Genomic DNA, 20,899 nt, shown 5'->3' with positions numbered 1-20,899 from the left:
AACGGTTGGGTCCCAGGATTATTGGAAGGCAGCCCTGCGGCCACCAGCGCGAAGTTTCAGGGGCAGCCATAAGCTGGATCGATGGCTTGGGCTACAGTGCCCGGCGCACGACGCCCCGCCGGCGTGCCTGCATCCTCTCCCTCCCGTACGGCCGTCATGCTCCGATCCGCCCTGCCGCTCAATGCCTTGCGCGCCTTCGAGGCCGCCGCACGCCACCTGAACTTCACCCGCGCCGCGCTGGAGCTGCACATCAGCCAAGCCGCGCTTAGCCATCAGATCCGTGTATTGGAATCGCGCCTGCAGGTGGTGCTGTTCCATCGCCTGGCGCGCGGCGTGGCGCTGACCGACGAGGGCGCGGCGCTGTACCCGATGCTCAACGAAAGCTTCGACCGCATCGCCGCCACGCTGGATCGCTTCACCGATGGCCGCTATCGCGAGACCTTGAACGTGGGCGTGGTCGGCACCTTCGCCATCGGCTGGCTGCTGCCGCGCCTGGCGCAGTTCGGCGCGGCGCATCCGGCCATCGACCTGCGACTGCAGACCCACAACAACCGCGTCGATCTGGCCGGCGAGGGGCTGGAGCTGACGATCCGCTTCGGCGAGGGCGACTGGCCCGGCCAGCACAGCACCCCGGTGATGGCGGTGCGCTTCGCCCCGCTGTGCGCCCCGGCCCTGGCCAGGACCCTGCACCGCCCGGAGGACCTGGCCGCGCACACGCTGCTGCGCACCTATCGGCAGGACGAATGGTCGCGCTGGTGCGCGGCGGCCGGCATCGCGCCGCTGGATGCGCGCGGGCCGGTGTTCGACACGTCGCTGGCGATGGCCGCGGCCGCCACCGCGGGCGCCGGCGTGGCGCTGCTGCCGGTCGAGCTGTTCCAGCAGGCGCTGGACAGCGGCCAGCTCGTGCGGCCGTTCGATCTGCACATCGCGCTGGGCCGCTACTGGCTCACCCGGCTGCGCTCGCGGCCAGAGAGCCCGGCCGCGCAGCAGTTCCGGCGCTGGCTCGAACAGCGCGTGGCGCAGGACGCAGCTGCTGCGGACTGACGCCCCGGCTCAGGCCGCGTCGTCGTACAGCGCCATCCAGGCGGCCTCGGCCTTGGCCAGGTCGCCGGCGGCCTGCTCGCGCTGGCGGCCGAGCGCGGCCAGCCGGCTGCCGTCGGCGGCATTGGCCGGGTCGGCCAGCTGCGCATCGATCGCGGCCACGGCCGCTTCCAGCTGCGCCACCTTGTCTTCGGCCGCTTTGAGCTTGTGCGGGTTCGGCGGCTTCTTCTGCACCAGCGGCGGGGTCGGCGGCGGTGGCGTGGGCGCGGCCTGGGCCAGCTTCTGCTTGGTGCCCTGCGCGGCCGGGCGCGTGCGCAGCCAGGCGGCGTAGTCGTCCAGGTCGCCGGAGAACGGTTCGACCACGCCGTCGGCCACGCGCCAGAAGGTGTCGCAGACCAGGCCGATCAGATGGCGATCGTGGCTGACCATCACGATGGCGCCTTCGAAGATGCTCAGCGCTTCGGCCAGCGCCTCGCGCATCTCAAGATCCAGATGGTTGGTCGGCTCGTCGAGCAGCAGCACGTTGGGCTGCTGCCAGGCGATCAGCGCCAGCGCCAGGCGCGCGCGCTCGCCGCCGGAGAAACCATCGACCACCTCGAAGGCGCGATCGCCGGGGAAGTTCCACTTGCCCAGGAAGTCGCGGAACGACTGGGTGGACGCATCCGGGGAGATCTCGCGGAAGTGGTCGATGGGCGACTGCCCCTCGTGCAGCGACTCGACCGTGTGCTGGGCGAAGTAGCCGATGCACAGGTCAGGGTGCGCACTGCGCTCGCCATGCACCGGCGCCAGTTCGCCGACCAGGGTCTTGACCAGGGTGGACTTGCCCGCGCCGTTGGGGCCGAGCAGGCCGATGCGGTCGCCCGCCTCCAGGCCGAAGCCGACCTTGTGCAGAATCACCGTGTCCTCGCCGTAGCCGGCCTCGACATGGTTGAGGCGGATCAGCGAGTACGGCAGGCGCGCCGGCGCGGCGAACTCGATGCGGAACTCGCGCTCGGCACGCACCGCCTCGGTGCCGGCCATCTTGGCGAGGCGCTTGATGCGGCTCTGCGCCTGGCTGGCCTTGCTGGCCTGGGCCTTGAAGCGGTCGATGAAGCTTTGCAGATGCGCGCGCTCGGCCTCGGCCTTCTCGTGCTGGATCTGCTGCTGGCGCAGGTGCTCGGTGCGCTGGCGTTCGAAGTCGGTATACCCGCCGACGTAGAGCTTGGCCCCGCCGCCATGCAGGTGCAGGGTGTGGGTGGCCACGTTGTCCAGGAACTCGCGGTCGTGGCTGATCAGCAGCAGCGTGCCGGGATACTTCAGCAGCCACTGCTCCAGCCAGAACACCGCGTCCAGGTCGAGGTGGTTGGTCGGTTCGTCCAGCAGCAGCAGATCGCTCGGCATCATCAGCGCGCGCGCCAGGTTGAGGCGCACGCGCCAGCCGCCGGAGAAGTCCTTGACCGCGCGCTGGTGGGTGTCGGCCGGAAAGCCCAGGCCGTGCAGCAGCTTGCCGGCGCGCGCCTGGGCGTCGTAGCCGCCGACTTCCTCCATGCGGATGTGCACGGCGGCCACCGCTTCCCAGTCCTCGGCGGCCATGGCGTCGGCCTCGGCCTTGAGCACGGCGGCCACTTCGGTGTCGCCGCCCAGCACGAAGTCCAGCGCCGCATCCGGCAGGGCCGGCGTCTCCTGCGCCACGCTGGCGATGCGCACCTTGCCGGGCAGCTCGACATCGCCCTTGTCGGCCTCCAGCTCGCCCTTCACCGCGGCGAACAGGCTGGACTTGCCGGTGCCGTTGCGCCCGACCACGCCGACCCGGTAGCCGGCGTGCATGGCCAGGTCGACATTGGACAACAGCAGGCGTTCGCCGCGACGGAGGGCGAAATTACGCAACGAAATCATGGGGGTTTTCCGAAATAACCGAAGGGCATGAGGAGATGAGGACCCTTCCTGCGACGTCATTCTAACGTTAACGAATACTTGACTCGGAGCCCGTGCGGGGCGCCGCAACCACGGATTTTCCGGCGCGCGGCGCGCACGGCCAAAGCGATTTCAGCCGAAACCGGGTTTGACACATCAGTTAGAAAAGCGTTAATTCGAAAGTGCATCGCGACCTCGCCCCCTGTTCAGGTGACGAGCCCTCCCCCAGCGATGCGAGCCTTTATTACCGGAGTTGCATAGATGAACCGCAAGACCAGTCCCCTCGCCGCCGCCGTGGCTCTCGCCCTGGCCGCCGCCCCCGCCTTCGCCCAGGACGCCGCCTCTTCGGCGCCCGTCAAAGCCAGCACGCTGGATACCGTGATCGTCACCGGTACGCATGTGGCCGACCGCACCGTGGCCGAATCCCAGTCGCCGATCGACATCATCTCGCCCGAGACCCTGCAGGCCACCGGCACCACCGAACTGGCCACCGCGCTCTCGCGCGCCCTGCCCTCGCTCAACTTCCCGCGCCCGGCGCTGGTGGACGGCACCAGCGGCGTGCGCCCGGCGCAGCTGCGCGGGCTCTCGCCCGACCAGGTGCTGGTGCTGGTCAACGGCAAGCGCTACCACAGCTCGGCCGCGATCAACCTCAACGGCAGCATCGGCCGCGGCTCCTCGGCGGTGGACCTCAACAGCATTCCGGTCGCGGCCATCGAGCGCGTGGAAGTGCTGCGCGACGGCGCCTCGGCGCAGTACGGCTCGGACGCCATCGCCGGCGTGGTCAACATCGTGCTCAAGGGCGCCGGCAACGGCGGCAGCCTGGCGGTGAACTACGGCAAGTACGCCAAGGGCGATGGTGAGCAGTACCAGCTCTCCGGCGATGCGGGCGTGGGCTTCGCCGACGGTCGCGGCAAGCTGCACGTGGCCGGCCAGGTCGGCTACCAGGATCCGACCAACCGCTCCGGCGCCTACGCCGGCAGCACGCCCAACACCGGCAACTTCCCCTCGGTGGGCCAGAAGGCCTTCGTGATCGGCGACCCGGACGTGAACGCCGGCGCGGTGTCGGCCAACACCAGCTTCGACTTCAGCGACCACCTCAGCGCCTACGCCACGGCGATCGCTAGCAACCGCGACATCGACTCCTACGCCTTCTACCGCTCGAAGAACCACAACAACCAGAGCGCGCTGCTGGCGCAGTTCTATCCGGACGGCTACGTGCCGGTGATCAACCAGTACTCCAAGGACCGCTCGCTGATCGCCGGGCTCAAGGGCAGCACCGACGGCGGCTTCACCTGGGACGTCAGCTACAACTACGGCTACAACAAGATCGACTACCACACCCGCAACACCATCAACTACACGCTCGGCGCGGCCAGCCCGACCAGCTTCTACGATGGTGCGCTGGAGTACACCCAGAACATCTTCAACGCCGACTTCACCCAGGCGCTGGACTGGGGCCTGGCCTATCCGGTGACCTGGTCCTTCGGCGCCGAGTACCGCGGCGAGAAGTGGAACCAGTCGCCGGGCGAGTACGGCTCCTACGCCAATGCGGGCCAGGGCATCGCCGGCTCCCAATCCGGCGCGCAGGGCTTCGGCGGCTTCACCCCCGCCAATGCCGTGCATGCCGACCGCCACAGCTACGCGGTCTACACCGGGCTGGAAGCCGACTTCACCGACAAGTTCTCCGCTGGCCTGACCGGTCGCTACGAGGACTACTCGGACTTCGGCAGCAAGGTCTCCGGCAAGCTGTCGGCGCGCTACGCCTTCACCGACCGCGTCGCCCTGCGCGCCACGGCGTCCAACGGCTTCCGCGCCCCGTCGCTGGCCCAGCAGAGCTTCCAGGCCATCTCCAGCACGATCAACAACGGCGTGTTCTTCCAGTCCGGCACCTTCCCGGCCGACACCGCCGTGGCCCAGGCCCTGGGCGCCAAGCCGCTCAAGGCCGAGACCTCGACCTCCTACAGCGTGGGCCTGGTGCTGCAGCCGACCGATGCGTTCTCGCTGACGGTCGACGCCTACCAGATCAAGATCGACGACCGCATCCTGCTGTCCTCCAACGTCAACACCACCCCGGCCGCGCGCGCGCTGCTGACCAGCCTGGGCCAGGACCAGGTGACCCAGTTCCGCTACTTCACCAACGCCGCCGACACCCGCACCCGCGGCGTGGACGTGGTGGGCACCTATGCAATCCCGTTCGCCACCAGCGGCCTGGACCTGACCGCCAGCTACAGCTACGGCAAGACCGAGGTGACCCGCCTGGACGCCTCGCCGGCCGTGCTGACCGGCCTGGGCATCACCACCGGCCTGGTCGGGCGCGACGAGATCGGCCGACTGGAAGACAGCTTCCCCAAGAGCAAGGCGATCGTCGGCGGCACCTGGCATAGCGACCACTGGAGCGTGGGCCTGACCGGCACGCGCTATGGCAGCGTCACCGTGCGCAACTCGACCACGCCGGCCAACGACCAGACCTTCGACGCCAAGTGGCTGGTCGACGTCAACGCCAGCTACAAGCCGACCTCGCAGTGGACGCTGACTGTGGGCGCGGACAACGTGCTGGACACCTATCCGCAGGAAAACACCTACGCCAACTCGACCAGCGGCGTGTTCCCGTACAGCAACTACTCGCCGTTCGGCTTCAACGGCGCCTACGTGTACGGCCGCATCGCCTACACCTGGTAAGCCGCTCCAGCGTCATCGCGTGAACCAAGAGCCCCGGTCGATCTGGCCGGGGCTTTTTTTTGCGCCCAGGCACGAGGTTGGTGAGCCCACTCCGCTTACCGCCTCGATTCGGCTGGGCGCGGCTCCTCGGCTCGCCAGCTCTCCTGGCTCAGCCTGGGACCGGAGAGCATTGAGACTCCGCACCCTGCCTGGTGGGAGCCGCCTTGGCGGCGATGGGGCTTTCCCGGTAAAGCCTAATCGCGACTCAGACATGCCCGGTAGAGCCTCATCGCCGCCATGGCGGCTCCCACGATGGGGTCCGACAACGCATCTGTCGTCGGCATTCCGCAAGGACGCATCGCACCCACGCACCGTCGCGAGCCATCATGGCCCGCTTTCCGCATGGCCCGATCGGGTCGAGCCTTGGGGCAGATGGATCGAGACTTCCTTCAACCCGAAGCCCTTCAACCAAACGCGCGCAGCAGCGGGCCGGCGGGCGGTGGCCGCGCCTAGCGAGGCAGGAAGCCGAGCGCCCGAGTCAGGGCAGGATGCCCTGACCGAGGGACAAGCGGACACCGCCCGCCGGACCGCTGCCCACCCGAAGCCAAAACAACAACCACGCGCCGCGATGCCTCAATCAGGCAAAGAACGCTTTTTGTTCTTCGACGGAACTAGAACACCCGGCCCCTGGAACGACGAGGCCGGAACATTGCAGCACTGAGCTCCAAATGCGAATGACGCTGCAAGTAGCAGATCGGTCAAAAGCCAGACTCAAGCACCGCCACCAGGGCACGCATCGCTCTTAGACTCTCGACATGCCCCACCTGCCAGAACCCCTGACCGCTTCCGAAGACCACGCCGAATTTCGGAACGTGGCCGGCCGGCCGGGCGCCGAGCTCTACCGCGCAAGCATCGTGCAGCACGCCTTCGAGCCGCACACGCACCAGGCGTACGGACTGGGCATCATCGAGACCGGCGTCGAACGGTTCCGCTATCGCGGTGCCGATCACCTCGCCACCCCACAGTCCCTCGTCCTGATGCACCCCGACGTACCGCATACCGGCCGCGCGGAAACCGCAGGCGGCTGGCGCTACCGCATGCTGTATCTGGATCCGAGCCTGGTCAGCGCGCTCAGCGGCGAAGCGCACTGGTGGTTCGGCGACGTGGTGGAATCGCGCCATCCCGAACTCGCGCAGCACCTGACCTCCCTGCACCAGCACCTGTGGCAATGCAGCGATGCCCTGCAGGCCGATGGCCTGCTGCTGGGATTCATCGCCAGCCTGCGCCCCCTGGCGCGTACCGCCACGCGCGAACTCCGCGATGGCGCCACCGCACGCCTCGCGCCCGTGATCGACGCCATGCGCGCCGCGCTGCACGAGCCGCTGGCGCTGGCCGACCTGGCCGCCGTGGCGAACCTGAGCCCCTTCCACTTCCTGCGCAAGTTCAAGGCGCAATACCACCTCACCCCCCACCAGATGCTGATGGCCTTGCGCCTGGCCGAAGCCAAGCGCCTGCTGGCCCGCGGCGTGCGCCCGGCCGATGTCGCCGCGGCCACCGGCCTGACCGACCAGGCCCACCTGACCCGCGCCTTCGCACGCCGCTACGGCGTCACCCCGGCGCGCTATCAACGCCAGATCCGCTGAACCCTCCACCCCACCGCAAGCGCAAGCTGGTACAAGACGGCGGCCGCGCCCACGCGCCACCCTGCGACCTGACGTGACGGCATCGGCATCGCAGGGGAACACCGACCATGGGCGCAGGCGTGGCATTTGCCTTGATGGCAGGCTTGATGTCGGGCCTGGTCTTCGTCGGGCCGCTGCTGCTGCCCGAGTACCCGCCCATCCTCCACACCCTGGGCCGCTACCTGGCGTTCGGCTTGATCACGCTGCCGCTGGCCTGGTGGGACCGCGCCGAACTGCGGCGACTCACGCGCGCCGATTGGACCGAAGCGCTCAAACTCTCGGTGGTCGGCAACTTCCTGTACTACCTGTGTCTTTCCAGCGCCATCCAGCGCGCCGGCGCGCCCTTGCCGACCATGATCATCGGCACCCTGCCCGTGGTCATCGCCATCGCCGCCAACCTGCGCAACCACGCCCGCGACGGGCGTCTGCCCTGGCCCCGCCTCGCCCCCGCCCTGTTGGTGATCCTGGCCGGCATCGCCTGCGTCAACCAGGTCGAGATGGCCGCACTCGCCCACGCCTCCCCGACCCAGCGCAGCCGCTACCTGTGGGGCGCGATCCTCGCGGTCGGCGCCGTCGCCTGCTGGACCTGGTATCCCCTGCGCAACGGCGACTGGATGCGCTCCCATCCCAACCGCAAGGCGCGCGCCTGGGCCACGGCCCAGGGCCTGGCGACCCTGCCGATCGCCCTACTCGGCTATGCGGCCTATCTGGCCTGGCGCTACGCAACGGCGAGCGCGGCGGCCGATGTGGCGCCGCTGGGTCCTCGCCCCTGGGCCTTCGTCGGCCTCATGGGCGCGATCGGGCTGCTGTCTTCCTGGGCCGGCACGCTGTGCTGGAATGCCGCCAGCCAACGCCTGCCCACCGCGCTGGTGGGCCAGCTCATCGTGTTCGAGACCCTGGCCGCCCTGCTCTACGCCTTCTTGCTGCGCGGCACTTGGCCCGGCGGCGTGATGCTGCTCGGGATCGGGCTGCTGATCGCGGGCGTGCTGGTGGCCGTGCGTATCCGGCCCGAAATTCATCCCTAGCGGGCTGTGCGGTGGCGGTTGACACCGCCTCGGCGTTTCGCGCGTGATCGCCAAGTCCCTGGATAGTCAGACATGCGTCTGCCGAAAGACACTTCCCGCTTTCGCGGGAATGACGGTGGTTGGGGGAGGGTGACGCCGAGCGGGGCGCGCGGCCACCACAAGATCGCATCGGCATGAAGCGAACGGCGATGGGCGTAAGGTCGGGGCATCGCAGCTGTCGGTTCGGTCATGAGCGATAGGCTGCATGAACCGTTCGGTCATTTTCGATTTGCGCAGCCTGTTCATGCTGAGCCAAACTCCACGGCTCGCAATACCAAGGACGCCCATGCATCACGACACCAGCCTGATCGACATCATCGCCGTCGGCCTGGCCGTGGCCTTCGTGTTGGGCGCGCTGGCCAACAAGCTCAAGCTCTCGCCGCTGGTGGGCTACCTGGTGGCCGGCATGATCGTCGGGCCGTTCACCCCCGGCTTCGTCGCCAACCAGGACCTGGCCACGCAGCTGTCCGAGCTGGGCGTGATGCTGCTGATGTTCGGCGTGGGCCTGCACTTCTCGCTCGAAGACCTGATGTCGGTCAAGAAGATCGCCATCCCCGGCGCGGTCGTGCAGATCACCGTGGCCACGCTGCTGGGCTTCGGCCTGGCCTGGTGGATGGGCTGGAACCCGATGCAGGGCTTCGTCTTCGGCCTGGCGCTGTCGGTGGCCAGTACCGTGGTGCTGCTGCGGGCGATGGAGGAGCGGCGCATGCTCGACACCAGCCGCGGCCGCATCGCGGTGGGCTGGCTGATCGTGGAGGACCTGGCCATGGTCCTGGCGCTGGTGCTGCTGCCGGCGCTGGCCGGCGCGCTGGGCGAAGGCGAGGCCGGCGCCCGGGCCGGCGGCGGGGCGTGGATGGAGATCGCCAAGGCGATGGGCGCCACGCTGCTGCAGGTGGCCGCGTTCGTGGCGGTGATGCTGCTGGTCGGGCGCCGGGTGATCCCCTGGACGCTGGAGCGCGTCGCGGCGACCGGCTCGCGCGAGCTGTTCACCCTGTCGGTGCTGGCGATCGCGCTGGGCGTGGCCTTCGGCTCGGCCAAGCTGTTCGGCGTGAGCTTCGCCCTGGGCGCGTTCTTCGCCGGCATGCTGCTCGAACGAGTCCGAGCTGAGCCACAAGGCGGCCAACGATTCGCTGCCGCTGCGCGATGCGTTCGCGGTACTGTTCTTCGTCTCGGTCGGCATGCTGTTCGACCCGACCATCGTGGTGAAGTACCCGCTGCAGGTGCTGGCCACCTTCCTGATCATCGTGGTCGGCAAGTCGCTGGCCGCCTATGCAATCGTGCGCAGCTTCGGCTATCCCAAGGGCACGGCGCTGACCATCTCGGCCAGCCTGGCGCAGATCGGCGAGTTCTCCTTCATCCTGGCCGGCCTGGGCCTGGCCCTGAAGATCCTGCCGCAGGAGGGCCACGACCTGATCCTGGCCGGCGCGCTGCTGTCGATCGTGGCCAACCCCTTCCTGTTCACCGCGCTGGACCGCTGGCTGCGGCGCCATCCGCAGGACGCCCCCGGCATCCCGGCGGTCGAGCCCGAGCCCCTGCCCGGCCCGCCGCTGCGCGCCGGCGAGCACGCCATCGTGATCGGCTACGGCCGGGTCGGCAGCAACCTGGTGCACGTGCTGCACGAGCGCGGCGTGCCGGTGGTGGTGATCGACGACAGCCGCGACAACGTCGACAAGGCGCATGCGGCCGGCATTGCCGCCATCCGCGGCAGCGCCGCGGCCGATGCGGTGCTGGCCGAGGCCCAGCCGGACAAGGCGCGCATCGCGGTGCTGGCCATCCCGCAACCGCTGGAGGCCGGCGAGGCCATCGCCAAGCTGCGCGCGCTCAATCCCGAGCTGACCGTGCTGGCGCGCGCGCACAGCGAGGCCGAGGTCGAACACCTGCTCGAACACGGCGCCGATGCCGCCGTGCTGGCCGAGCGCGAACTGGCGTTCTCGCTGGCCGAGATGATCATGGCCATGCCGCCCTACCGCCAGGGCCGCCCGCCCGCTGCCGAGCCGGCCGCAACGTCTGCCTGAGGCGGCCGCACACCCGCCCCGGCGCCGCGGGCCGGATCAGCAGCGGACCCGCTCGCCCTCCAGCGCCGGCACGCCCTGCGCACCGTGTGCCGGCACCGGCGCATGCGCCTCGTGCTGCACCGGCACCGGCCGATAGTGCGCATCGAAGGCCACGTCCCCCGGTGTCCAGCCGGCGCGGCAGCGCACCGCGCCCCAGAAGCGCTTGAGCGTCTCCCACTGCATCGCCACCAGGCCCAGCTCGTTGTCGCGGTCGACCATCGGGTCGGCCACGCCGGTGGGCCGCACCGGCTCGCCGTAGAGCGCGGTGCCGAACAGCACGTCCCACACCGCTAGCACCTGGCCGAAGTTGCAGTTGTGCAGATAGGGCCGCTGCGGATCGACGACCATGTGGTGCAGGCGGTGGAAGGTGGGATCCACCAGCACCTTGCCCAGCACCGGGCCGAAGCCGATGCGCACGTTGGCGTGGGAGAAGTTCTGCACCAGCTCGCCCAGCAGCATCATCCAGGCGAACTCGTCGGCGCGGATGCCGAAGGCCACGCCCACCCCGGCCAGCACGAAGGACTGCAGTGCGCCATCCAGGTAATGGCTGCGGTCGTTGGCCCAGCAGCTGAGCTGGCGCTGGCTGTGGTGCATGGAATGCATCGCCCACCACCACGGCATCCAGTGCTGCACGCGGTGCATCCAGTAGTAGGTGAAGTCGTAGACCACGTAGTAGCCGACGAACAGCACCGCAGGATGGCGGTCCAGCCAGGGCCAGGCGTCGCGCAGGCCGTGCCCGGCAGTGCCGGCATCCGCGCCGCCGCCGGCCAGGTTGGCCAGCGGCGTCAGCACCAGGAACGAGAACAGCGGGAACACCCCGACCAGCATCACCCAGGTGTAGTGGAAGTCGATCCGCGCCAGCCGCCGATCTTCCCAGCGCTCGGCCGGCCACAGGCTCTCCAGCGGGCGGAAGACCAGGCCGATGATCGCCAGCTGCAGCGCGGCGATCAGCAGCGAGGCGGCGATGTCGTGCGGGTTGTCGCTGAGGCCACGCAGGTGCAGCGCGTCCAGCAGCGGCGCTATGGCATGCCGCGAGAGCAGGTCGACCAGCGTGGACCAGGCATGGGCGACGGACGACACCAGGGCGAAACCAGACATGCGAAGACGGCGAAGAGGGGCACGAGGCCGGCCCTCACAGCATCACGCCGCTGGCTTTCGCCAAGCTGTCCTCGACGGCTGGGGCCGTCGGGGATTGGGGATTTGGGATTGGGGATTGGTCAGAGCGGGCGAGGCCGGGATCGAAGGACCGCTCCTGCGAATCCCCGATCCCGAATCCCCGATCCCGCCCCCAGGATCACGCCTTGCTGAAGACCAGCTGCCCGCCCTGGGCGTCGACCTGGATGGTATCGCCGCTGACGAACTCGCCGGACAGGATCCTCGAAGCCAGCGGGTTCTCCAGCTGCGCCTGGATCGCGCGGCGCAGCGGACGCGCGCCGTAGACCGGGTCGAAGCCGACGTTGCCGAGCAGCTCGAAGGCCTTGTCCGACACCTCCAGCTTCAGCCCGCGCTCGGCCAGGCGCCTCTCCAGCCCGCTCATCTGGATGCGCGCGATCTGCTTGATCTGCGCCTTGTCCAGCGGGTGGAACACGACGATGTCGTCCAGCCGGTTGATGAACTCCGGGCGGAAGTGCGCCTGCACCACGCCCATCACCGCCGCCTTCATCTGCGTATAGGCCTCCGGCGAGTCGTCGCCGGACAGCTCCTGGATCTGGTGCGAGCCCAGGTTGGAGGTCATCACGATGACGGTGTTGCGGAAGTCCACGGTGCGGCCCTGACCGTCGGTCAGGCGGCCGTCGTCGAGCACCTGCAGCAGGATGTTGAACACGTCCGGATGGGCCTTCTCGACCTCGTCCAGCAGGATCAGCGAGTACGGCCGGCGGCGCACGGCCTCGGTCAGGTAACCGCCTTCCTCATAGCCCACGTAGCCCGGAGGCGCGCCGACCAGCCGCGCCACGGCGTGCTTCTCCATGAACTCGCTCATGTCGATGCGCACCATGGCATCGGAGCTGTCGAACAGGAACTCGGCCAGCGCCTTGCACAGCTCGGTCTTGCCCACGCCGGTCGGCCCCAGGAACAGGAACGAGCCGCTGGGCTTGTCCGGATCGGCCAGGCCGGCGCGCGAGCGGCGCACCGCGTCGGACACCACGCGGATGGCCTCTTCCTGGCCGACCACGCGCTGGTGCAGCACGTCCTCCATGCGCAGCAGCTTCTCGCGCTCGCCCTCGAGCATGCGGTTGACCGGAATGCCGGTCCAGCGGCTGACCACCTCGGCGATCTCCTCGGCGGTGACGCGGTCCTGCACCAGCTTGAACTCGGTGTGCTCGGCCTCGGCGGCGGCGGCCAGCTGCTTCTCCAGCTGCGGCAGCACGCCGTACTGGATCTCGCTCATCTTGGCGTAGTCCTGGCGGCGCTGTGCGGCTTCCAGGTCAAGCTTGGCCTGTTCGATCTGCTCCTTGATCTTGGTCGTGCCCTGCAGGGCGGCCTTCTCCGACTTCCAGATCTCTTCCAGATCGGAGAACTCGCGCTCCAGCGCCTCGATGTCGCTCTCCAGATCGGCCAGGCGCTTGCGCGAGGCCTCGTCCTTCTCCTTCTTGAGCATCTCGCGCTGGATCTTGAGCTGGATCAGCCGGCGCTCCATGCGGTCCAGCTCCTCCGGCTTGGAGTCGATCTCCATGCGGATGCGGCTGGCCGCCTCGTCCATCAGGTCGATGGCCTTGTCGGGCAGCTGGCGGTCGGTGATGTAGCGGTGCGAGAGCGTGGCGGCCGCGACGATGGCCGGGTCGGTGATCTCCACGCCATGGTGCAGCGCATAGCGCTCCTTGAGCCCGCGCAGGATGGCGATGGTGTCCTCGACGCTGGGCTCGCCCACGTACACCTTCTGGAAGCGGCGCTCCAGCGCGGCGTCCTTCTCGATGTACTTGCGGTACTCGTCCAGCGTGGTGGCGCCGATGCAGTGCAGCTCGCCGCGCGCCAGCGCCGGCTTGAGCATGTTGCCCGCATCCATCGCGCCGTCGGCCTTGCCGGCGCCGACCATGGTGTGCAGCTCATCGATGAACAGGATGATCTGGCCCTCGCTCTTGGCCAGGTCGTTGAGTACGCCCTTCAAGCGCTCCTCGAACTCGCCACGGAACTTGGCGCCGGCGATCAGCGCGCCCATGTCCAGGCTCAGCACGCGCTTGTTGCGCAGGTTCTCGGGCACCTCGCCGTTGACGATGCGCTGGGCCAGGCCCTCGACGATGGCGGTCTTGCCCACGCCGGGCTCGCCGATCAGCACCGGATTGTTCTTGGTACGGCGCTGCAGGACCTGGATGGTGCGACGCACTTCCTCGTCGCGGCCGATCACCGGATCGAGCTTGCCGGATTCGGCGCGCGCGGTCAGGTCGATGGTGTACTTCTCCAGCGCCTGGCGCTGGTCCTCGGCGTTCTCGCTCTGCACGCTTTCCCCGCCGCGGATCTTCTCGATGGCCGCGCTGATGCGGGCCTTGTCGGCGCCGGCGTTGCGCAGGATCAGGCCGAGCGGGCCGTTGTCCTCGACCGCGGCCAGCACGAACCACTCGCTGGCGATGAAGGCATCGCCATGCTGCTGGGCGAGCTTGTCGGTGACGTTCAACAGGCGGCTGAGGTCGTTACCGACCGACAGGTTGCCGGCTTGCCCGGTGACCTTGGGCAGCGCGTCGAGCGCCTCGCCCAGCCGCTCGCGCAGCAGCGGCACGTTGACGCCGGCCTGCTGCAGCAGGGCCTTGGTGCTGCCGCCGGTCTGGTCGATCAGCGCCACCATCAGGTGCACCGGCTCGATGAAGTTGTTGTCGCGGCCGACGGCCAGCGACTGCGCATCCGCCAGGGCCTGCTGAAAGCGCGAAGTCAGCTTGTCCATTCGCATGGGAACATCCTCGAAGAAAGGGGGCCGGCGATACCGGCAATGTCTTCCACATGGCGTTCAGCCAGCGTGTTTCAAGGGGTGGTGAGACGCAGCGCTCAGGCGCTGCATAATTCCCGCCGATGCCTGCGCCCGCGCCCTGGTTCGTCTATCTGCTCGAATGCCGCAACGGCAGCTACTACTGCGGCATCACCACCGACGTAGCCGCGCGCTTCGCCGCCCATCAGCAGGGCCGCGGCGCGCGCTATACCCGCGCCCATCCGCCGCTGCGCATCCTGGCCAGCCGCGCCTACCCCGACCGCGCCAGCGCCGCGCGCGCCGAATGGCAGGTCAAGCAGCTGCCACGCGCCCGCAAGCAGGCCTGGCTGACGGAAGCCTAGCCCCGCGTCATGACACGCAAGCGCACGGCAGGCCGGCGATCGGCGCATGCCTTCGCGCAAAACCGCTGCTGCGGCGCAATAGCAGGCTTTGGATCGATCTAATCTCTGACTTTCCCAGGGCGTCGCAGGCGCTCCCAACTGCGTTGTGGGTCACACATCGACGCAGGCGGCGGGCCGCAACCGTTTTCCGCGAATTGACGACGCCCACCGCCCTGCCGAGCGTCGGCGTCCCCCGCCTTCGTCAACCAGGAGCTGGACCATGCACCGCACGACCCGTCTCTCGCTCTGCCTGCTGCTCGCTGCGCTCGCCCCGCTGTTCCCCAGCCAGGCCCGTGCCGACTCCGCCATCTACGGCGGCGGCCCGTTCTACTCCGGCGGCACCACCGTCATCGACGATCTGCGCGCCTCGGGCTTCACCACCGTCATGCTCTGGAGCGTGCACGTCCAGTCCAACGGCGACCTGTACCTCAACGACAAGCTGATCGTGTCCAACGGCGGCTACGTGGGCGACAGCGGCTGGCCCAGCCGCCTGACCCGCCTCAGGACCGCGCCGACCTCGGTGACGCGCATCGAGCTGTCCGTCGGCTCGGCGGGCGCCACCGATTTCGAGAACATCAAAGCGCTCATCAACAGCCAGGGCACCGGGTCCGACAGCATCCTGTACCGCAACTTCCAGGCGCTGAAGAACGCCACCGGCGCCAACGCCGTCAACTTCGACGACGAGTCGGCCTACGACCTGGCCTCGGCCACCGCCTTCGGCAAGATGCTCTACGACAGCCTGGGCCTGGCGATCACCTTCGCGCCGTATACGCAGGTGACGTTCTGGAAGACGCTCAAGGCCAACCTGGGCGATCGGGTCGACGGGGTCTATCTGCAGGTCTACGACGGCGGCGCCGGCAACGATCCCAAGTCGCGTCCGACAGCCTGGGCATCACCGTCGATCCGGGCTTGTGGAGCCGACACGGCAGCAACTGCGCCAGCGGCGACAGCCCGGCCAGCGTCAACAGTCGCATGAGTGCCTGGAAGTCCTCGGCCGGCATCGCCGGCGGCTTCATCTGGCTCTACGACGATATCCAGGCCTGCGCCGCGCAGGGCACCGCGGCCGACTATGCGGGCGCCATCAACCAGGCGGTGAGCAGCGGAGCCGGCACCGTCTCGCCGAACCTGGCCTATGCCAAGACCGCCACCGGAAGCAGCGCCTGCAACGCCAGCGAGACGCCGGCCAAGGCGGTCAACGGCAGCGTCTCGGGCGGCACCAGCGACAAGTTCTGTTCCCTGGTCAGCGGCGCGTGGCTGCGGGTCGACCTGGGCAGCGCCAAGAGCATCAAGCGCGTGATCGTGCGACACGCCGGCGCCGGCGGCGAGAACACCGCGTTGAACACCCGCGCCTACACGCTGCAGGTGTCCTCCGACGCCAGCACCTGGTCCACCGTGGCCAGCGCCAGCGGCAACACCGCCAACGTCAGCACGCACGACGTCAACCCGGTCACGGCGCGCTACGTGCAGCTCAAGATCAACACGCCGACGCAGAACGGCGACCCGGCCACGCGCATCTACGAGTTGGAGGTCTACTGAGGGCTGCGGCGACGCCGGCGCCCGGCGATTGGCCGGGCGCTGGTGTGCGGGACTCAGGGGCGCACGCCGACGATCCGCGACAGTTGGGCAACGCGGCGAACCGCACCCGGCGCGCATCACGCCTCCCTCGCCACGGCTCGACTAGCCTGACGCGTTCCCCCGGACGCGGAGCGCGCGATGCATTACGAGCTGTACTACTGGAGCGGCATTCAGGGGCGCGGCGAGTTCGTGCGGCTGGCGCTGGAAGATGCCGGCGCCGACTACACCGACGTGGTCCGCGAACAGGGCGATGCGGCGATGGAGCCGTTCCTGTCCGGCCAGCAGGATGGCGCGCGGCCGTTCGCGCCGCCCTTCCTCAAGGCCGGGCGCCTGGTGCTGGCCCAGGTGAGCGCGATCCTGCATTACCTGGGCCCGACGCTGGAGCTGGTGCCCGAGGCCGAGTCGCGCCGCCTGCAGGCGCTGCAGCTGCAGCTGACCATCGCCGACCTGGTCGCCGAGGTGCACGACACCCACCACCCCATCGCCTCCTCGCTGTATTACCAGGACCAGCAGGCCGAGGCGCAGCGGCGCGCCGCGGACCTGCGCGCGCAGCGCCTGCCCAAGTTCCTGGGCTACTTCGAACAGGTGCTCGCGCAGGCCGATGGCCGGCATGCGCTGCGCCAGCATTCCTACGTCGACCTGTCGCTGTTCCAGCTGATGAGCGGGCTGCAGTACATGTTCCCGCGGCGCATGGCCGCGCTGGCGCCGGAGCTGCCGCTGCTGCACGGCCTGCAGGAGCGCGTGGCGCAGCGCCCGCGCATCGCGGCCTATCTGGCCTCCGAGCGGCGGCTGCCGTTCAACACCAACGGCATCTTCCGCCACTACCCGGAGCTGGACGCGGCCTGAGACGCCCTGCCCTTCGTTTTCGGGCAGGCCTAGTCCATGCGCGTCAGCGCGGTGCGGATGGCCCGCAACTGTTGCTTCACCGCGGCCTCCTGCTGCGGGCCCAGACGCACCAGCGCCTTCTGCCCCACCGACAGGCGTTCCAGCGCCGGATCGGTGAAGCGCAGGCGGCCCTTGCCGTCGGGTTCGACGCTCAGCGGCCCGCTGGGATCCGGCGCCTGCAGCAGATGGTCGATCACCTCCACCAGGCGGTCGTTGAAGTAGGCATTGGGTTTGCCCAGTTCCAGGTAGGCCTGCTGGAACAGCGGATAAAAGCGCCGATACGCCTGCACCAGCGTGGCAGGGTCGGCATGGGTGAAGGCCGCGACATACGGCGCATAGCGCTGCGCATTGGCCGGATCGATCTCCATCGCCGTCTCGCCTTCCCTGACCTGCAGCGTGCCTTCGACCGGCTTCACCGCCAGCGCATTGCGCGTGAGGCTGGGCTGGGTGAGGTTGTCGATCATCACCACCAGGCGCTGGATCAGATGCTCGCGCAGCACGACGCCGAGCGCCGCGTCGTTGCCGAACGCGCCGGACAAGGCCTGCCAAGCCGCGTCGTCGCTGGCGGCCAGCGCCGGCAGCGCGGCATCGGCCGCATCGCCGGGCACCGGATGCTGGATGGCCGGGGCGGCCTGGGGCTGGGATCCGGCGGGCGGCGTCGAGGCGGCCGGGCCTTGCGGCTGCGCTGCGGTCGCCGCGTCGGTGTCAGGGGCTGACTGCGGCGCCTCGCGCTGGCCGAACAGCCACCAGCCCGCGGCGGCGACCAGGACCACGACGATGACCCAGGGCCAGCGCGGCGTCGAAGAAGGAGGTGACGGCATCAGGCGCGACGCCTCTGTTGCGAAGGGAGACCGGTGTGACCGCCTGCCTGCGGAAGCGGTTCCCCATCGGCATCTGCCGCTTGGCCACGAGTCAGGTCCAGGCCTGCCGCGATGGCCTGCGCCGCGGCAGGCGCCAGGTCAGGCCGGCGCCTTGGCCTGGGCCGCCGGCAACGCCGCCAGCACCTGCGCCGGCGTGATCGGCAGATGCCGCACCCGCGCGCCGACCGCACGGAAGATGGCGTTGCCGATCGCCGGCGCCACCACCGTGGTGGCCGGCTCGCCCAGGCCGACGGCGGCCTGGGTGCTGGCGACGAACTCGATCTGCAGCTCCGGCACGTCGGCCATGCGCAGCGGCGTGTAGGCGTTGAGGTTGTGGTCGCGCACCTGGCCGTTCTCGAAGGTCGTGCCCTCGTACAGCGCCATGCTCAGGCCCCACAGGCAGGCGCCCTCGGTCTGGGCGAGCGCGCCGTCGGGATGGACCACGGTGCCGCAGTCGGTCACCACCCAAAGCTTCTCCACCTTGACCTCGCCGCTGGCGCGATCGACATGGACCCGCGCGGCGCACGCCACCCAGGTGGGCATGTCGCGCTCCTGGCCGAACGAGGTGGCCAGGCCCAGCCCGGTGTCCGTCGGCAAGGCCTGTCCCCAGCCGCAGAGGCCGGCCAGGTGACGCAGCACGCCGGCCTGGCGGCTGGCGCCGCCGACCGCGTTGGGCGCGCTGCCGGCGTTGTCGCCGGCGCCGTCGAGCAGGCCCAGGCGGAACTGCAGCGGATCGGTGCCCAGCGCGTGCGCCGCCTCGTCCATGAAGCTCTCCAGCGCCCAGTTGGTCCAGCCCGGTCCGACCGACCGCAGCCAGCCAGGGCGGAAGGCGCGATTGGCCAGATCGTTGGTGATCGCCCGCACCCGGTGCGCGCCGACCGTGTACCAGTGGTCGGCCCCGGAGATGGCGAACGGATCGTAGGCCACGCCGTTCTTGGCCTTGGGCATCAGCGCCGGCGCCATTACCTGGGTCGGCCAGCCCGCGCAGGCATCGTGCTGCATCGCCAGCACCTTGCCCTGCGCATCGAAGCCCATGCGCAGGCGCTGCAGCGAAGGCGAGCGGAACGAATCGAAGCGCGCATCGTCGGGCCGGGCGAAGGTCAGCTTGACCGGCTTGCCCAGCGCCTTGGCCGCCAGCGCCGCGGGCACCGCGTAGTCGCCGTTGAGGCGACGGCCGAAGCCGCCGCCCAGCAGATAGGTGCGCAGGACCACCTTGTCCTCGCCCACGCCCAGCGCCTTGGCCAGGGTGGGCAGGATCAGCGACTGCCACTGATTGCCGGTGTGGATCTCCCACACGCCGTCCTTGAGCAGCGCCGTGGCATTGAGCGGTTCGAGCTGGAAGTGCAGCACGCTGGCGGTGGTGTAATCGGCCTGGACCGTCCGCACGGCCTTGGCGAAGGCGTCCTCGACCGGCCCTTCCACGACCCACGCGCCGGCCTTGGCATCGTCGATCAGGCCGGCGGCATGGGCCTGCAGGTCCTGCTCGGACACCTTGGCGGTGTCGTCGCTGGTCCACTGCACCTTCAACAGCGCCGCCGCCTGAAAGGCGGTCCAGGTGGAATCGGCCACCGCCAGCACCCAGCCAGGCACCGTGCCCGAGGGGTCGTCCAGGACCAGATGGCCCTGGTAGCCCTTGAGCTGCTTGGCGGCCGAATCGTCCACCGAGGCGACCTTGGAGCCGTTGCGCGTGGGCGGCACGACCGGCGCGGCATGGACCATGCCCTCGATGCGCGCATCGATGCCGTACACCCCCTTGCCATCGGTCTTGCCGGGGATGTCCAGCGCCCGGGTGTCCACACCGACCAGCCGGCGCTGGTCCGGCGGCTTGATCGGCAGGGCCTTGAGCGCCTCGGCGCTCCAGCTGCGCCGCAGATCGCCGCGCTGGACGATCTCGGCATAGCCGATCGATCGTCCGCCGCCGCTGACCACGCTGTTGCGTGCGCTCAGTTGCGCGACGGGCACGTGCAGCAGCTTGGACGCCTCCTCGATTAGGGTGATGCGCCCGGCCGCGCCGGCCTGGCTGAGCTGCGGAAAGCTCTGCCACACCGACCAGCTGCCGCCGGTGACCATCAGGCCCCACTTGGGATCGCTGTCCACGTGCTCGACCTGGACCTTGGCCCAGTCCGCCTCCAGCTCGTCGGCCAGGATGCGGGCCAGCGCGGTGCCGACGTGCTGCCCCATCTCGGCGCGGATCACATGCACCGTCACCGTGCCGTCGGGCGCCAGGTGGAACCACAGGTCCGGGTCGTAGCCGCCTTCGGCGACCACCTGCTGCGCCTGTTCGGGCAGGCACACCGCGGCGCGCGCGAAGGCCATGACAAAGCCGGTGCCGGCCGCGCCGATCAGGAAACTGCGGCGGCTCAGGCGCAGCCCGCGCGGCGGGGTCATCTCATTCATGGCCGGCCTCGCTGGCGGGAGCGGCCTGGGCCTGCGCGGCCTGCAGCTGGCCGGCGGCCAGCTTGATCGCCTTGCGGATGCGCACGTAGGCCATGCACCGGCACAGGCTGCCGGCCATCACCGCGTTGATCTGCGCGTCGGTGGGATCGGGGAAGTCGGCCAGCAGGGTCGCGGCCTGCATGATCTGGCCGGGCTGGCAGTAGCCGCACTGCGGCGCCTGGGCCTCCACCCAGGCCTGCTGCAGCACGTGCTGACCGTCCGGCGACAGGCCCTCGATGGTGGTCACCTGCTGCCCGGCGACCGCCCCGACCGGGGTGATGCACGAGCGGATGGCGCGGCCGTTGACGTGCACCGTGCAGGCGCCGCACATGCCGATGCCGCAGCCGAACTTGGCACCGGTCAGATGCAGCTGATCGCGGATCACCCACAGCAGCGGGGTGTCGTCCTGGGCATCCACTTCGACCGGCGCACCGTTGACGAAGAGCTGGGTCATC

The 20,899-nt window shown here is 69.5% G+C and carries 14 protein-coding genes and 1 pseudogene; 9 read left to right on the top strand and 6 right to left on the bottom strand.

Translation table 11 applies throughout. The features are described 5' to 3' along the window. Positions 1-156 precede the first annotated feature (156 nt). Positions 157-1,044, top strand: a complete 888-nt coding sequence (locus tag ACFJIT_RS02815) for a LysR family transcriptional regulator (RefSeq protein ID WP_379654970.1) — start codon at positions 157-159, stop codon at positions 1,042-1,044. A 9-nt stretch (positions 1,045-1,053) separates the two neighbouring features. Here the strand turns inward: ACFJIT_RS02815 and ACFJIT_RS02810 are convergent, their stop codons facing one another. Next, a complete protein-coding gene (locus ACFJIT_RS02810) occupies positions 1,054-2,916 on the bottom strand; it encodes an ABC-F family ATP-binding cassette domain-containing protein (protein ID WP_130517261.1) in 1,863 nt (620 codons plus the stop codon). A gap of 279 nt (positions 2,917-3,195) precedes the next feature. On the opposite strand from ACFJIT_RS02810, the gene ACFJIT_RS02805 reads away from it, so the two are divergent. From ACFJIT_RS02805 to ybaL, 4 genes and pseudogenes are all read left to right on the top strand, one after another. Continuing rightward, a complete protein-coding gene (locus tag ACFJIT_RS02805) occupies positions 3,196-5,613 on the top strand; it encodes a TonB-dependent receptor plug domain-containing protein (RefSeq protein WP_379654969.1) in 2,418 nt (805 codons plus the stop codon). A gap of 794 nt (positions 5,614-6,407) precedes the next feature. After that, entirely contained in the window at positions 6,408-7,235 is an 828-nt protein-coding gene (locus tag ACFJIT_RS02800) for an AraC family transcriptional regulator (protein WP_379654968.1), read from the top strand. A gap of 107 nt (positions 7,236-7,342) precedes the next feature. Next, entirely contained in the window at positions 7,343-8,299 is a 957-nt protein-coding gene (locus tag ACFJIT_RS02795) for a DMT family transporter (protein WP_379654967.1), read from the top strand. Positions 8,300-8,624: 325 nt separating this feature from the next. Beyond that, positions 8,625-10,353 (top strand): annotated as a pseudogene (gene ybaL, locus ACFJIT_RS02790) (YbaL family putative K(+) efflux transporter). A gap of 36 nt (positions 10,354-10,389) precedes the next feature. On the opposite strand, the gene ACFJIT_RS02785 reads toward ybaL, so the two are convergent. Both ACFJIT_RS02785 and clpB read right to left on the bottom strand, forming a co-directional pair. Then, positions 10,390-11,490, bottom strand: a complete 1,101-nt coding sequence (locus tag ACFJIT_RS02785; protein WP_379654966.1) for a sterol desaturase family protein — start codon at positions 11,488-11,490, stop codon at positions 10,390-10,392. Between the two features lie 196 nt (positions 11,491-11,686). Beyond that, positions 11,687-14,272 (bottom strand): ATP-dependent chaperone ClpB, encoded by a 2,586-nt coding sequence (clpB, locus tag ACFJIT_RS02780; protein ID WP_379654965.1) that lies wholly within the window; start codon positions 14,270-14,272, stop codon positions 11,687-11,689. 119 nt (positions 14,273-14,391) lie between these two features. Between clpB and ACFJIT_RS02775 the strand changes: the two genes are divergently transcribed. From ACFJIT_RS02775 to ACFJIT_RS02760, 4 genes are all read left to right on the top strand, one after another. Then, the gene (locus tag ACFJIT_RS02775; protein ID WP_130517249.1) at positions 14,392-14,649 is read left to right on the top strand and encodes a GIY-YIG nuclease family protein; all 258 of its coding nucleotides are present in this window, start codon (positions 14,392-14,394) and stop codon (positions 14,647-14,649) included. A 259-nt stretch (positions 14,650-14,908) separates the two neighbouring features. Further along, on the top strand, positions 14,909-15,664 hold the full coding sequence (locus ACFJIT_RS02770; protein ID WP_379654964.1) for a hypothetical protein: 756 nt from the start codon (positions 14,909-14,911) through the stop codon (positions 15,662-15,664). Then, entirely contained in the window at positions 15,661-16,224 is a 564-nt protein-coding gene (locus ACFJIT_RS02765; RefSeq protein ID WP_379654963.1) for a discoidin domain-containing protein, read from the top strand. The genes ACFJIT_RS02770 and ACFJIT_RS02765 overlap by 4 nt, the downstream gene beginning before the upstream one ends. Before the next feature lie 177 nt (positions 16,225-16,401). Then, positions 16,402-17,109: a glutathione S-transferase gene (locus ACFJIT_RS02760; protein ID WP_130535219.1), complete on the top strand. Its 708-nt coding sequence runs from the start codon at positions 16,402-16,404 to the stop codon at positions 17,107-17,109. A gap of 29 nt (positions 17,110-17,138) precedes the next feature. Here ACFJIT_RS02760 and ACFJIT_RS02755 read toward each other — a convergent pair whose 3' ends face one another. From ACFJIT_RS02755 to ACFJIT_RS02745, 3 genes are all read right to left on the bottom strand, one after another. After that, the gene (locus ACFJIT_RS02755; protein ID WP_379654962.1) at positions 17,139-17,969 is read right to left on the bottom strand and encodes a DUF3014 domain-containing protein; all 831 of its coding nucleotides are present in this window, start codon (positions 17,967-17,969) and stop codon (positions 17,139-17,141) included. A 138-nt stretch (positions 17,970-18,107) separates the two neighbouring features. Next, a complete protein-coding gene (locus ACFJIT_RS02750; RefSeq protein ID WP_379654961.1) occupies positions 18,108-20,405 on the bottom strand; it encodes a molybdopterin cofactor-binding domain-containing protein in 2,298 nt (765 codons plus the stop codon). Then, entirely contained in the window at positions 20,398-20,898 is a 501-nt protein-coding gene (locus ACFJIT_RS02745) for a (2Fe-2S)-binding protein (RefSeq protein ID WP_379654960.1), read from the bottom strand. The genes ACFJIT_RS02750 and ACFJIT_RS02745 overlap by 8 nt, the downstream gene beginning before the upstream one ends. Position 20,899 lies beyond the last annotated feature (1 nt).

Origin of the sequence: Pseudoxanthomonas sp. UC19_8 (assembly GCF_042700505.1) — a bacterium.
Taxonomy (GTDB): Bacteria; Pseudomonadota; Gammaproteobacteria; order Xanthomonadales; family Xanthomonadaceae; genus Pseudoxanthomonas_A; species Pseudoxanthomonas_A winnipegensis.
This window is presented reverse-complemented; position numbering and strand designations above follow the sequence as displayed.